The following is a 14,396-nucleotide window of genomic DNA, read 5'->3' as shown; positions in this document are numbered from 1 at the left end:
ACGCTCGATAGGTGACTGGTAACACCCGGCCCATCGAGGCCTCCATCCGCACGGACTTCCGCGACGAGATGGACTACGGCGCCTACCTGGGGCTCGACGAGCTCCTGTCGGCGCAGCACCCGATGAGCGATCCTCCGCACCACGACGAGCTGCTGTTCATCATCCAGCACCAGACCACCGAGCTGTGGCTCAAGCTCGTGGTGCACGAGCTGCGGGCCGTGCGGCAGTACCTCGACGCCGACGACCTGTCCCGCGCCCTGAAGGGCCTGGCCCGGGTCAAGCACATCCAGCGCACCATCACCGAGCAGTGGTCGGTGCTGGCCACCCTCACCCCGAGCGAGTACGCGGAGTTTCGTGGCTCGCTGGGCCAGTCCTCGGGCTTCCAGTCGCACCAGTACCGCGCCGTGGAGTTCCTGCTGGGCAACAAGAACGCCGGGATGCTGCAGGTCTTCCGGGACAAGCCCGAGGTGCACGCGCAGCTGGCGCAGCTGCTGGACGAACCCACGGTGTACGACGCGTTCCTGCGCCTGCTGGCGCGGCGCGGGCACAAGGTGCCGGCTGAGATCTTGGACCGCGACGTCACCCAGGCCTGGGCCGAGCACCCGGAGCTAACTGCCGTCTTCAAGACGATCTACGAGGACCCCCACGACTACTGGGAGCTGTACGAGGCGTGCGAGGACCTGGTCGACATCGAGGACGCGTTCCAGCTGTGGCGGTTCCGGCACCTGCGTACGGTGCAGCGCACCATCGGCTTCAAGACGGGCACGGGCGGATCAAGCGGGGTCAGCTTCCTGAAGCGTGCTCTCGACCTGACGTTCTTCCCGGAGCTCATCTCGGTGCGTACCGAGATCGACGGCCCGCTCGGCGCGTGACCGCACGACGGGGCGGGCGGTCAGGACGGGAGGTCGCGGCGGACTACCTTGCCTGTCGGGTTGCGGGGGAGCGTCTCCAGGAAGTGGACGTCGCGGGGGAGCGAGAAGCGCGGCAGGCCGTCACGGAGCCGGGCGAGCAACGTCTCGGCGGTGAGCGTCGCGCCGTCGTGCAGCACCACGTACGCGGCGAACCGGTCGCCGAACTCCTTGTCGGGCACGCCGAACACCGCGACGTCGGCGACCTCCGGCATGGCGGTGATCGAGTCCTCGACGGGGCGGGGGAACACGTTCTCGCCGCCGGAGACGATCATGTCGTCGGAGCGGCCGATCACGTAGAGGCGTCCCTCGGCGTCGAGGCGGCCGCGGTCGCCGGTCGCCATCAGGCCGCCGAACATCGGCTTGCCCGCGCCGTTGGTGTATCCCTCGAACAGCATCCCGTTGCCGACGCAGATCTGGCCGACGTCGCCCTGCGGGACCGGGCGGCCGTCGTCGTCCAGGATGCCGATGCGGGTGCCCAGGGGCGGGCGGCCCGCCGTCGTCGGCTCCGCGGCGAGGTCCGCCGGCGTCGAGATGGCGGCCCAGGAGGCCTCGGTGGACCCGTACAGGCCGTAGAGGACGGGGCCGAACTCGTGGAGGAACTGGGTGATCCGGCCGGCGGGCATCGCCGAGCCGGAGTAGGCGACGACGCGCAACGACGACGTGTCGTAGCGAGCTCTCACCTCGGCCGGCAGGTCGAGGATGCGCTGCAGCATCACGGGAACCGCGATCAGGGCGGTCACCCGCCGCTCCGCGATGGTGCGCAGCGTCTGCTCCGGGTCGAACCGGCGCTGCAGGACCAGCTCGGCGTGCAGGGCCATGCCGAGCTGCATGGCCGCCAGGCCCCACGTGTGGAAGATCGGCGTGGTGATCATCATGCGGTCACCGGTCCGCAGGGGGATGACCGACAGCAGCGAAGCGGCCTCGCTCAGGCCGTGCGGCTGCGGGCGGCGGGCGCCCTTGGGGGTGCTGGTCGTGCCCGACGTCATCACGATCGTCCGGCCGGGCCTCTCCGGGATCGGCGTTGCGGCCGGGCTGCCCGACTCGATGAGTTCCGCGAGGCCGGAGGCGCCGTCGTCGGCCCAGGTCGAGAAGACCGGCAGGCCGGCGGGCAGGTCGGGCTCCCGGTCCAGGAACTCCTGGTCGGCGAGCAGGACCGCCGGCCGCTGCTCGGACACTACGGCCGACACCTGGGCGGGGGAGAGGCCCGAGTTGAACAGCAGGGTGGTCGCGCCGAGCTTGGCGAGCGCCACCATGGCCTCGATGAGGCCGCCATGGTTGCGGCACATCAGGCCGACGGCGGTGCCGACGCCGACGCCCCGGTCCGCGAGGGCATTGGCCAGGCGGTTGGCGCGGTCGTCGAGCTCCCGGAACGTCGAGGTGCCACGCTCGTCGGCGACGGCGGCCTGGTGCGGGGCGCGGACCGTGCTGGCGCGGTAGCCGCCGGCGATGGACGGGCCCCACGTGAGGAGCTGCCAGATCGCCCCGACGTCGCGATGGACGCGGAGGCCGGGGGCGAGGACGCCGGACCTGACGAGATGGAAGCCCTGGTTGAGGAAATTCTCCTTGCGGTCGACCTGCACGAGGCCGTCGGTTCGTGTCCCTGTCGCATCGGTGGTCACCGCGTCGCCTCCCTAGTCCCGCCACTATTGCAGACGCATTCAATAGGAAACGAATGCCGGAGGCAACCCCCGTTTGGCTGTGGGCGTGATCGTTGCGACTACCCGCCCGTTCTAGGCGCAACGATCGCGCCCACAACAAAAGGGGTCAGGCGAGGGTTAGTGCCAGGGTGCCCAGGGACTTCAGGGTCTCCTCGGCGGACGGCTCGTCGTAGCCGCGCGTGCACACCGCGATCACCAGGGCGTCCGGCCCCGGCTCGCCCACGAACGCGACGTCGTGCCGGATGCCGTCCACCCAGCCGGACTTGGAGCCGTACGGGAGGCCGTGCGGCACGGCGGCCGTGAGCTGGCGGTCGGTCTGGCGCCCGAGCAGCGCGCACATCCACATCGTCCGCTCCGGACTCGCGAGCCTGCCCGCGACCACCGCCGACATGAGCAGGCACAGGTCGGCCGCCGTGGTGCGGTGCGAGGCGCCCGCCCGCTCGGCGGCCAGGTCGGAGTACTTGCGGCCGAAGACCGAGCTGGTGGCCCCGGCGTCGGCCAAGGCGAGGTTCACGGCCGGCAGGCCCACGCGCTCGGTCACGATGTTGGTCGCCTCGTTGGAGGAGACAACGATCATGCGCTCGATCACGTCGCCGAGCGGCATCGGGGTGCCGTCCGGCGGGAGGCCGGTGTCGACGTCGTCGGGCTCGATCGTGAACTCGCCCGCGCCGTCGACCTGTGACGTGAAGGTCCGGGTGGCGACGCAGGTCTCGTCCAGGCTCGCCGTTCCGGCGTCGAGCTCGCGCGCCGCCGCGACCAGGACGGCGAGCTTCACGGTGGAGGCCGCGTAGAAGTCCAGGCCGTCCTGGCGCGCCGCCAGCACCTCGCCCGAGGCCCGGGCGATCCGGTAGGCCACCACGGGCACCCCGTCGCTGTGCGTCCCTGTCGCCACCATGTCCGCCCGCCCTACTTCGCGGTCTCGTGGACGACGTCGGACCACGCGCGGACCAGCGCGCGCGACTGCGCCTCGTTCTCGGTCGCGTGTACCAACGCCGCCTCGGCCAGCGCCGCCCGGTTGATGCCCTGCTCCGAGAGCGCGGCCTCGTCCCAGGTCGCCACCCGTTCGGGCCTCGCCTCGGGGTGGAACTGCAGGCCCCAGGCCGCCTCGCCCACGCGGAACGCCTGGATGGGACACACGCCGCTGGAGACCAGCAGCGTCGCCGACGGCGGCAAGGTGGTCACCGAGTCCGCGTGGTTCTCGATCATCCACAGCGGCCCGTCCGGCACGCCGGGCAGGTCGCCGAAGACCCGGTCGTCGGCGGCGGCGGGCAGCACGGTCAGCGGGCACATGCCGCGTTCCGTCTCGCCCGACCGCGCCGTCACGACGCCGCCGGTGACGTGCGCCAGGAGCTGCCCGCCGAGGCACAGGCCGAGCAGCGGCAGCCCGGCCTCCAACGCCTCCGTCGTCAGCCTCCGCTCACGCGCGAGGAACGGGTGGTCGACGTCGTCGTCGGGCATGAAGCCGCCGCCCAGCAGGACCACGCCCGCGAAGCCGTCGAGCGTCTCCGGAAGCTCCGAGCCAGGGGTCAGGAACGGGTCGAGACCTGCCTCGGGAAGCAGCTGCTCGAGCCTGCCCATGGAGCTGGTGGGCGAGTTCAGGACTACCAGCACACGCGTCATGCTTCGACCCTAGGGGCGGCCAGCTCTCGTGCGAAGTGGCAGGCCACCACGTGGGAAGCTCCGCCGGGAGCACCGCCTGAGCCGGCCTCCGGGCGGGGTACCAGCGCCGGCCCGTCCGTCTCGCATGCCGTTGGCACCAGCCGCAGCCCCGCGTCCGCCCGGTCGGTCAGCGGGTACGAGGGGATCGGGTCGGGCTGCGCCTCCGGCAGCGTGGGCGCGAGCCAGCACCGCGTGTGGAACGGGCAACCGGACGGCGGGTCCACCGGAGAGGGCGGGTCGCCCTCCAGGACTATCGCGGCCCCGCCGACGCCGCTGCTGCTGGCCGAGCCTGCTTCGGAGGTCGAAGCCTCGACCAGCCGCACCGACGGGTCCGGCACGGGCACCGCGGACAGCAGCGCCTGCGTGTACGGGTGCTGCGCCCCGTCGTACACCTCGGCCTCGGGCCCCTGCTCGACGATGCGTCCGAGGTACATCACCGCGACGTCGTGGGCGATGTGCCGCACCACGCCGAGGTCGTGGGCCACGAACAGGTACGACAGGCCGAGCTCCGCCTGGAGGTCCTCCAGCAGGTTGATGACCTGTCCCTGCACCGACACGTCGAGCGCCGAGACCGGCTCGTCGCACACCAGGATCTTGGGCCGCAGGGCGAGCGCGCGAGCGATCCCGACGCGCTGCCGCTGACCGCCCGAGAACTGGTGCGGGTACCGGTTCGCGTGGTCCGGGTCCAGGCCGACGAGCTCCAGCAGCTCGCCCACCGCGGCCCGCCGTCCACCCGCCGGGTCGATGCCGTGGATCGCGAACGGCTCGCCCACGATTTCGCTCACCGACATCCGCGGGTTCAGCGACGTGTACGGGTCCTGGAACACCATCTGCACGTCGCGGCGTAGCTGCTTGCGGCCCGCCCGGGACAGGCGCGCGACGTCCTCGCCATCGACGAGCACCGCGCCCGACGTCGGCTTCTCGATGCCGACCAGCACGCGCGCGAGCGTTGACTTGCCGGAGCCGGACTCGCCCACGAGGCCGAGCGTCTTGCCCCGCTCCAGAGTGAGCGAGACGCCGTCGACCGCCTTGACGGCGCCGGTCGAACGCCGCAGCAGGCCGGAGCGCACGGGATAGTGCTTCACGAGCTCCCGCACTTCGAGCACGCCGTCACTCATGATCCCCACCTCCGTTGTTCGGGCCGTCGTTCGGCGCTGGGGCGTCCGCCGCAGCGGCGTCCGGTGCCGGGTCGTGGCCCGCCATGATGTCTTCTGCGAAGTGGCAGGCCGACGTCCGGCCCTCGGCCGGCGTGGCCAGCGGCGGCACCTCGGTGCGGCAGATGTCGCGCACCGCGTCGCAGCGCGGGTGGAACGGGCAGCCCGACGGCATCGCGGCGGGGCTCGGCGGGCGTCCCGGGATCACGGGCAGCCGCCCCGTGCCGGACGCGGACGGGATCGAGCGCAGGAGGGCCCGCGTGTACGGGTGGGCGGGCGTCGTGTAGGTGGGCGCCACGGGGGCCTGCTCGACTGCGCGGCCCGCGTACATGACCGTGACGTCGTCGGCGACGCCGGCCACGACGCCGAGATCGTGCGTGATCAGGACGAGGCCCATCTGCCGCTCGGCCTGGATCTCCGCGAGCAGCCGCAGGACCTGCGCCTGGACGGTGACGTCGAGGGCGGTCGTGGGCTCGTCCGCGATGAGTACGTCGGGGTCCATGGCCAGCGCCGACGCGATCATGACGCGCTGGCGCATGCCGCCGGAGAACTGGTGGGGGTACTCCTTGACGCGGGCCTTCGCGTTCGGCACCTTGACCAGGTCGAGCAGCTCGACGGCCCGACGGCGGGCGTCGCCACGCGACAGCCCCTGCCGCGCGCGCAGCGCCTCCGTGAGCTGGTAGCCCACGGTGTGCACGGGGTTGAGCGCGGCCAGCGCGTCCTGGAACACCATCGCCACCTGGTCGCCGCAGCGCGCGCGGTGCGCCTTGCGGCTCAGGGTGAGCAGGTCCGTGCCGGCCAGGCGGACGCTGCCGCGCGTGACCCGGGCCGTGTCCGGCAGCAGGCCGAGCACGGCCAGCGACGACACGGACTTGCCGGAGCCGGACTCGCCCACGATGGCGAGCGTGCGGCCCGCCTCCACCCGGTAGGACAGACCGTCGACGGCGCGCACGACGCCGTCGGGCGTACGGAACTCGACGGCGAGGTCGGTGACCTCGAGGAGCGGGCCACCCGCCCCGGCGTCCGATGCCTGGCGCGTGCCCGGGTTGGTGACGGCGCTCATGCCGTGAGCCTCGGGTCGAGGGCGTCGCGCAGGGCATCGCCGAGCACGACCAGGGACAGGACGGCGGCGATCAGGCAGACCAGCGGCGCGATCAGGATGTGTGGCGCGCCGCCGAGCACCCATTCGGAGCCCTGTGAGATCTGGATCCCCCAGCTCGTCGCGGGCGGACGCACCCCGATGCCCAGGAAGGAGAGCACCGCCTCGGTACCGATGACCGCCGCGATCGACGTCGGTATGAGGGCCGTGACCGGACCGATCGCGTTGGGCAGGACGTGCCGGAACATGATGCGCAGGTCCGAGGCGCCCAGGGAGCGGGCGGCGGTCACGTAGTCCAGGTTCTTCGCCTCCAGGACGCTGGCGCGGACGTACCGCGCGTAGCCCATCCAGTTGAACAGGATGAGCACGACGGCGGGCAGCAGGATCACGTCGAACGTACCGGCACCGAGGTCCACGTTCTTGAACAGGGAGAGCAGGAGCAGCGCCGCCAGTAGCAGCGGGACGACGAGGAACACCTCGATGGTGCGCGAGATGAGGTAGTCCGCCCAGCCCAGGTAGTAGCCGGCGAGCAGGCCGAGCGTGACGCCGATGAGCAGTGAGGCACCCACTACGACGAACGCGAGCAGCAGGGACGGCCGCACCCCGGCCACCAAGGTGGCCAGCACGTCGCAGCCGAGCGCGTCGGTGCCGAGCGGATGGGCCGCGCCCCAGCCCTGCGGGTCGAGCCGCGCCTCCCGGATGGCGCACGTGCGCGGGCTCGTCGCGGTGAACAGCCGCGGGAACGCGGCCATGACCGCGAAGAACAGGACGATCAGGGCCGCGACGATCACGTCGGGCCGGCGGCGGAGCGTGCGCCACGCGGCGGAGACGAGGCCGACGTCATTCATAACGGATCCTCGGGTCGAGTAGGGCATAGACGATGTCGACGATGATCATCACCAGGACCGTCACGACGGTCAGCAGGGTTACGACGGCGATGACGAGCGCGACGTCGTCATCCTGCACCGCCTGCCACAGGACGCCGCCGATGCCGTAGATGTTCATGATTCCCTCGGTGATGACGGCGCCGCCGAGCCCTTCGACGAAGGCCAGGCCGATGGCGGTCACCACCGGCACCGAGGAGTTGCGCACCACGTGGTGCAGGATGACGTGCCGCTCGCCCAGGCCCTTCGAGCGTGCCGTACGCACGTGGTCACCCTGGTACGACTCGAGTTGGCTGGCCCGGACCAGGCGGATGAACGCGGCCGAGCCGGCCAGGCCCAGCAGGATGCCCGGGACGACGATCGTGGCCCAGGGGTGGCTGGGGTCGAAGGACGGCTTGAACCAGTACGGCGGCCAGGAGTTCTCGCCGAACGTCTGCTCGGACCATCGGTTCAGCGGCACGGCGACGACGTACCGGTAGACGACGAGCAGCACGAAGACCGGGAACGCGTCGATGAGGACCGAGCTGAGCCGGATCCCGTGGTCGCCGGGGGAGCCGCGCCAGCGTGCGGCGGCCGATCCGAGCAGCATGCCGAGGGCGAGCCACGTGACCAGCACGACGCTGAACAGGCGCAGGGTGTTGGGCGCGGCCGCGGCGACGATGTCGGTGACCTCGCGGCCGCGCAGGTTGGTGCCGAGGTCGCCGCGCGCGTACTGGCCGAGGCGCTCCACGAACGGGCCGAGGCAGGGGTTGCCGGGCTGGTCGAAGCACGGGTCGTCCAGGTTGAAGCGGCGCTCGACGGACGCGATCTGCGCCGGTGACGCGACCCGGTCGCCGAAGAAGGCCTGCGCCGGGGTGCCGTTGAGCTGGATGGCGACGGTCGTGAGCAGGTGCAGCACGAACATCACGAGCAGCAGCGTGCCGACCGCCTGGGCCAGACGCCGCACGATGTAGCGGCCCATACGTCCTGGAATTCCTTGCCTCGGGAGCGGGCCCCGGGTGGGGCGTGCTACTCGCTGATCTCGATGTCGCGCAGGATCGGCGCACCCGAGAACGGGTTGAGGATCACGTTGTCGAGCCGCTCGCTGTAGTAGGTGGCGCTGAAGCTCCACCGGAACGGGATGGTCGGGAACTCCTCGGCGAGGATCGCCTCGGCCTCCTGGTAGAGGGCGACGGACTCGTCCAGCGACGGCGCCGCAGCGGCCTCGTCCAGCTTGTCCTCGAACTCCTTGCTGTACCAGCCCCAGTGCCCCGCGCCGGGCTCACCCGAGGCGTAGAAGCTGAGGTAGTTCTCGTTCAGCGGGTAGTCCGGGAACCAGTTGTTCCGGAACATGCCGTCGTAGCCCTGCTCGGAGCGGATGGTGAAGTAGTCGTCGCTCGAGACGATGTTGAGCTCGTAGGGAATGCCCAGCACCTCCTCGATCGAGTTGCCGATCGCGGTGAAGTACTCCACCTCGGCGTCGTCGTCGCCCAGGCTGATCTGCAGCGTCTCGCCCTCGGGCCAACCGCCGGCCGCCTCCAGCGCGGCCTTGGCCGCCTCGGGGTCGTAGACGCACCACTCGCACGTACCCGCCTCGCCGCCGGGCACACCGCCCGGGACCGCCCAGGAGTCGGCGGGCGCGGCCTGACCGCTGCCCAGCGAGGAGATGATGCCCTCGCGGTCGATCGCCATCGAGATCGCCTTGCGGAACTCCTTGTCGTTCCACGGGCCCTCCGTGTAGCCGGAGAAGCCGAGGAACGTCAGGGCGGCACCGGGCTGCTCCACGTAGCGCTCGGAGAGCTCGGGGTCGCTCTGCGCGGCCTCGACCTCGGCCGTGGGCGGGAAGGACAGGTCGATGTCGCCGGCCTGGAAGTCCGCCCAGCTCGCGGTCTCGCCCGCCGAGTACTCGGTCCAGTGGATCGCGTCGTAGTTCGGCGCCTCCTCCAGCGGGTAGTCGGCCCAGCGCTCGGCGGTCAGCTCCTGGCCCTGCTGCCAGTCGGTGACCTGGAACGGGCCGTTGCCGATGGGCTGCGTGGCGCACGCCTCGACGTCGTCCAGGCACTCCTGGGCGACCGGGAAGAATCCGGTGTAGCCGAGCATCGTCGCGAAGCCGGCGAACGGCGAGCTGAGCGTGACCTCGAGCGTCAGGTCGTCGGTGACCTTCAGCCCGGACAGCTCGTCCGCGGCGCCCTCCGCGACGATCTCGCCGGCGTCGTCGGTCTCGGGCTGCATCTCGTCGTAGCCCTCGATGATGCCGAAGAAGTAGTTGGCGTACAGGCCGTTGTCGCCGTCGGCCGTGTAGTTCCAGGAACGGGCGAACGCCTCGGCGTCGACGGGCTCGCCGTTCTGGAAGGTCAGGCCGGGCTTGATCGTGATGGTCCAGACCGTGTTGTCGTCGTTCGGCTCGATCGACTCGGCCACGTAGTTGTACGGCTCGGTGGTCTCCGGGTCGTACCGGACCAGACCGTCGTAGACGGTGTCGAGAACACTGATGTTGTCGTAGGCCCCCGCGTCGCCCGGGAAGAGGGTCTCCATGTCCTGGCTGATCCAGGTCTCGAGAGTGAGCGGCCCGGCGCTGTCCGGCTCCGTGTCGTCCGGGGTGCACCCGGCGACGGTCAGGGCCACCACGGCCGCACCCGCGGCGAAGGTGGCGATGCGTGTTTGCCTCACTGATTGCCTCCCCTGTTCGTCTCCCCGGTCTGAGGTCGGGGAGGTTTGGACCATATCGCCACAGGACGCCGGTCGCCTGGAAACTCGTGTAAACCATCTGTAACGATTCGTCAGGACCCCTTCCTAGCGTTCGCGGGACGAACAGGTTCCGGGATCGGGCCGGGCCCGGAGTTGTTTCCGTCGCAGATGGTTGAAACGGAAACAACTCCGGCGGGTGCTTCAACGCCGGACGACCACCGGATCGCTCGACGCCGAGGCCGTCGTGCCGTCCGCGACCCGGGCCGTCACCTCGACGGACAGCTCGTGCCCGACGTCCCACGGCTTGACCTTGTACCTCTGGCCGCCGCCTGACGACTGGCTGCCGCCCCGCACCGGCTCACCGTCGCGGAGCCACCGGTAGGTGAACGTCGCCTCCTGCGACCAGGTGCCGGGATCGGCCGTGAGGGTCTTGCCCTTGGCCGGTTTGCCGGTCACCACGGGTGGCGTGAGGTTGACCAGCCCGGCGTCCGCCACGAGCTGACCGACGCCCCAGCGGGCGGTCGACTGGTAGCCGGACCCGGTCGGGTCCGCCCAGTTCCGGACGGCGGTCCGCGCGCCGTCCGACGCGTCGTTGACCTGGAAGTCCAGGCCGTGGAACGTGCCAGGACCCCCGTAGGACAGCAGGTCGATCGCCGCCTCGACCCGGTACCCGCCGTCGGTCAGGGTGGCGGCGCTCGTGACGCGGGTGCGCTGCGCCGCCTCGTCGCCCGTCCCGAACGACACGGCGTTCTCGGCCGAGACGCGGATCTGCGTGTCGTCCGCCCGGTACGCGCCGTTCTTCGCGTTGCCGCCGTCCACGTAGATCTCCACGGAGTCCTGGATCCACGGGTCGGAGCCCGAGACGTCGACCACCGGGTCGGCGACGTCGGCCAGGACGAACAGCGTGCCCTCGCGCCACAGGGTGCGGACGGTCGCCACCGCGCCGCCGGAGCCCTCCACCTCCTTGGCCGTGGTCACCGCGCCGGCCGAAGCCCACACGTCGTCGACGTCTCCGTCGATCGCCGGCGCCTGTGCGGCCTCCGGGACCTCCAGGTACGACAGCTCCTCGACCAGCGTCAGGTTGCCGAGCGCGCCCGGCGTGTTCCACGACGTGGTCGTGTCACCACTGGTCACCCGGGCATCAAAGGCGGCGGTGGTGCCCTCCTCGAGGGCCGCGGGCAGATGCACGACGACGTCGTAGCCGCCCTCCCGCTCGGTCGCCACGGCGTCCGCGCCCTCGGACCCGCCGGTCACCGAGCCGTCGCGGCCGACGACGTATTCGGCGTCACCGAGCGCCAGCGTGACCGCATCGCCCGCGACGGACCCAGCCTCGGCGTCGTCCACCGAGACGAACGCCGTCAGGTGGTCGGACGCCCAGCGCAGCTGGAAGGCGACTTCGCCGCCGTCCGGTGCGTCGAAGATGTGCAACGGCAGCCGGTCCCACTCCGGGGACGCGGTCGCCGCGCCGTCCAGCGGCACGTCGCCCGCGAACACGTTCGCTGTGCGCAGCCGGGCCGGCAGCTCGCCGCCGACCGCCCCGTAGTAGGCCGGCTTGGCCTGGAACCGGTCGTCGAAGATCAGCGGCGCACCGCTGTCGACCCGCCAGGACCGGCCGTCCGTAAGGCCCCACGCCGTGACGCAGAACAGGTTGTCCGCATGCGCGCGGAACGCCTCGAACGCGTCGCGGAAGTAGTACCCCTGGTCGATCAGCCGCGCCTGGCTCACCGGCGTGCCCGTCGTGACGTCGAACTCGGTCACCGCCTGCGTGACCGGCAGGTCTGCGAACCTGGCCAGGGCACCCTCCAGCGCGCTGACCGGCATGGCGAGCGACACGTGGAACTGGTGCCCGACGCCGTCCACCGGCACGCCCCGCGCCAGCAGCCGCTCCACCAGGGCGCGGTACCGGTCCTGCTTGCCGCCCTGCTCGGTGTTGTAGTCGTTGATGAACAGGGTCACCGGCCGCTCCGCGACCGTGTCCGACGGCGGCGCGGCGTACGTCTCGTTGAACGCCTCGTCCGCGTACCGGAACGCGAGGTCGATGAACTCCTCGCCCAGGATCCGGAACCACTCGCTGCGGCGCAGCCCGTCCGGGTTCTCCGCGCCGTCGGACACGACCTCGTTGACCACGTCGAACGCGACCAGCGGGTTGGTGTCCGAGCCGAACGCCCCGTAGTCGGCGCTCAGGTTCTCCGCGATGCCGAAGATGTGGGCGCGCAGGCGCTCGCGGAGGATCGCCTGGCCCTCCGCGGTGGCCGGGAGCGGCTCACCGGCGTCGTCCTGGAAGAACCAGTCGGGGGTCTGGCTGTGCCACGCCAGCACGTGGCCGTACACCCGCAGGTCGTTGGCCTGCGCGAAGTCCATCAGCGCCGTCGCCTCGGGATGACGGCGGAACGTGCGCCCGTCGTCGTACCAGGCCTCAGGCTTCATGTGGTTCTCGGGCGTGATCTGGCCGAAGTGGCGGTTCAGCAGCTCGGCGGCGGCGCCCGACGTCTCGCGGCTGTCGATGGCGACGCCCACGGGGAAGTCGACGGTCTCCTTGATGCCGGTCAGGTCCTCGATCAGTGGCGGCTCCGGGACGGACACGACGATGTCGTCGATCAGCCAGTCGCTCGTGTTGCCGCCGTTGTAGGCGGTCTCGAAGTAGAGCAGGGCGGTGTCGTGCCCCGGCATCGTGAAGGTGGCGTTCACCTGGCTCCAGCCGGTGCTGGTGACGCCGTCGAACTGGCCGAGCGTCGAGAAGGTCTGGGCGCCGTCGACCGTGCTCGCCAGGCTCAGCCAGATGTCGCCGGGCGTCTGGCCCTCGGCGAACCGCGCCCAGGCCGAGACGTCGTAGGTGACGCCCGCCCGGAGCACGCCGCTGACGTCCCGGGCGATTCCGTCGCCCGTGGCGTTCCGGCCGGTCAGCGCGGCGGACCGGGTGGAGTCGTGGGCGTCGGAGTCCGTGACCGCGAGTGTGAAGTCCGATGTCTCCGTGCCTTCGCGCGGCACCCAGCCGCCGAGCGTGCCGTCCTCGAAGTCGGTGCTGATCACCGAACCCGACGGCGGGGGCGTGCCCTGCGGGAACGTGAACTCCCAGCCGTCGGCCAGGCGCTCGGAGACGACCGTGCGGACCGCGGCGAGCGTGCCGGACCGGTCGCCGCCGCCATCGTGCGCCAGGACCAGCTCTCCCGGGACCATCGCGGTGCGCAGGTTGGCGGTGAGGGTGTCGATGTCCTGGGTCTCCCAGTCGGCGATCGTGTTCCGCACGGCGAGCGGCTGCATGCCCAGCTCGACGGCGACGCCGGGCGTGACGCCCCAGGAGCCGTTCGGCGCGCGCCAGAACGGGATTTTCTGGTTCGGGTCGCCGAGCGCGTCGCGGATGATGCCCATGTTCGCGATGAGGTCCGCGCGCACCCGGTCCTCGGTCCAGGAGCCCATGTCGGCGTACGACGTGGAGTGGTTGCACAGCACGTGGCCGTCGGCGACGATCCGGCGCAGGATCGCGGCCCCGCCGTCGGCCTGGATGTTCTGGCCGATGACGCAGAACACCGCCTTGATCTCGTGCTCCGCGAGGAAGTCGAGCAGGGCGGGCGTGGTGCCGGGATTCGGGCCGTCGTCGAAGGTCAGGGCGGACACGTCGCCGGTGCCCTCCGCCGCGTACGCGGGGGTGGGAACGGGGTTGACCGCTCCGCCGGGGACGACGTCGCCCGGCGGGACGGTGTCGGAGGTGGTCACCATGATGTCGTCCACGAGGATCGTGTAGGGAGCGGCTTGGTCGGTGCTGCCGAGGTAGGCCTGCAGCTCGGCCGGGTCGCCGTCGGCCGTGTACGTGCCGGTGACGGTGGTCCAGGCGGTGCCGATCGTGGTGTTGCCGATCCAGGTGTAGGACGGCTTCATGACGAACCGGACGTCGGCGCTGTTCGGCTGTGTTCCGTCGGTGGGTTCGGGCAGGCGGGCGCGCATGCTGAACGTGTAGGTCAGGCCGGGCTGGAAGATCCCGGTCGGCGACTGGATGCCCTCGTAGTCGGCGGCCCGCGTGATGGCGAGGACGCTGCCCGTGCCGTCGGGGTCCGCGACCACGTCGAGGCCCGCGCCGCCGCTGGGCGTCCAAGCGCCGGTGGTGCCGTCCTCGAAGTCGACCGAGGTGACGACGGTGTCGGCGGTCTCGGCGGCGGTGCTGGCGGCCGTTGTGGTCGTAGGGCTGGGGCCCGCCGCGGAGGCTGGTGCCGCTGTCAGGCCTCCGGCGGCGACGAGCACGGCGACGCCGACCGCTGTGAAACGATTTCGGGATCGTGGAAGGGCTCTGATGAAACGATTTCGACGAGGCATGCTGCGCTCCCTTGCGCGTGTCTCCGACTGGGGGCGAACGCCGGAGCAACGGTGCC

Annotated in this window: 10 protein-coding genes; 1 reads left to right on the top strand and 9 read right to left on the bottom strand. The window is 71.2% G+C overall.

Going from position 1 to position 14,396, the window contains the following annotated elements:
- Positions 1 to 11: 11 nt before the first annotated feature.
- Positions 12 to 872 (top strand): tryptophan 2,3-dioxygenase, encoded by an 861-nt coding sequence (gene kynA / locus EW117_RS25600; RefSeq protein ID WP_129789560.1) that lies wholly within the window; start codon positions 12 to 14, stop codon positions 870 to 872.
- Between the two features lie 20 nt (positions 873 to 892).
- Here kynA and EW117_RS25595 read toward each other — a convergent pair whose 3' ends face one another.
- The 9 genes from EW117_RS25595 to EW117_RS25555 form a co-directional block, all read right to left on the bottom strand.
- Positions 893 to 2,530 carry an AMP-binding protein gene (locus EW117_RS25595; protein ID WP_129789559.1) on the bottom strand — a complete coding sequence of 546 codons (1,638 nt, stop codon included), beginning with the start codon at positions 2,528 to 2,530 and terminating at the stop codon, positions 893 to 895.
- A 145-nt stretch (positions 2,531 to 2,675) separates the two neighbouring features.
- The gene (locus EW117_RS25590) at positions 2,676 to 3,464 is read right to left on the bottom strand and encodes a serine hydrolase (protein WP_129789558.1); all 789 of its coding nucleotides are present in this window, start codon (positions 3,462 to 3,464) and stop codon (positions 2,676 to 2,678) included.
- 11 nt (positions 3,465 to 3,475) lie between these two features.
- Entirely contained in the window at positions 3,476 to 4,189 is a 714-nt protein-coding gene (locus EW117_RS25585) for a type 1 glutamine amidotransferase (protein ID WP_129789557.1), read from the bottom strand.
- Entirely contained in the window at positions 4,186 to 5,346 is a 1,161-nt protein-coding gene (locus tag EW117_RS25580) for an ABC transporter ATP-binding protein (RefSeq protein ID WP_129789556.1), read from the bottom strand. The genes EW117_RS25585 and EW117_RS25580 overlap by 4 nt, the downstream gene beginning before the upstream one ends.
- Positions 5,339 to 6,445: an ABC transporter ATP-binding protein gene (locus tag EW117_RS25575; RefSeq protein WP_242504565.1), complete on the bottom strand. Its 1,107-nt coding sequence runs from the start codon at positions 6,443 to 6,445 to the stop codon at positions 5,339 to 5,341. Before EW117_RS25575 ends, EW117_RS25580 begins: the two co-directional genes overlap by 8 nt.
- Positions 6,442 to 7,329, bottom strand: a complete 888-nt coding sequence (locus EW117_RS25570) for an ABC transporter permease (protein WP_242504564.1) — start codon at positions 7,327 to 7,329, stop codon at positions 6,442 to 6,444. Before EW117_RS25570 ends, EW117_RS25575 begins: the two co-directional genes overlap by 4 nt.
- A complete protein-coding gene (locus tag EW117_RS25565; RefSeq protein ID WP_129789554.1) occupies positions 7,322 to 8,326 on the bottom strand; it encodes an ABC transporter permease in 1,005 nt (334 codons plus the stop codon). Before EW117_RS25565 ends, EW117_RS25570 begins: the two co-directional genes overlap by 8 nt.
- A gap of 47 nt (positions 8,327 to 8,373) precedes the next feature.
- Positions 8,374 to 10,014, bottom strand: a complete 1,641-nt coding sequence (locus tag EW117_RS25560) for a peptide ABC transporter substrate-binding protein (protein ID WP_165362865.1) — start codon at positions 10,012 to 10,014, stop codon at positions 8,374 to 8,376.
- A 219-nt stretch (positions 10,015 to 10,233) separates the two neighbouring features.
- A complete protein-coding gene (locus EW117_RS25555) occupies positions 10,234 to 14,268 on the bottom strand; it encodes an endo-1,4-beta-xylanase (protein ID WP_165362864.1) in 4,035 nt (1,344 codons plus the stop codon).
- Between the last annotated feature and the right edge of the window lie 128 nt (positions 14,269 to 14,396).

This window comes from Promicromonospora panici, from assembly GCF_900608595.1.
Lineage (GTDB): Bacteria > Actinomycetota > Actinomycetes > Actinomycetales > Cellulomonadaceae > Promicromonospora > Promicromonospora panici.
This window is presented reverse-complemented; position numbering and strand designations above follow the sequence as displayed.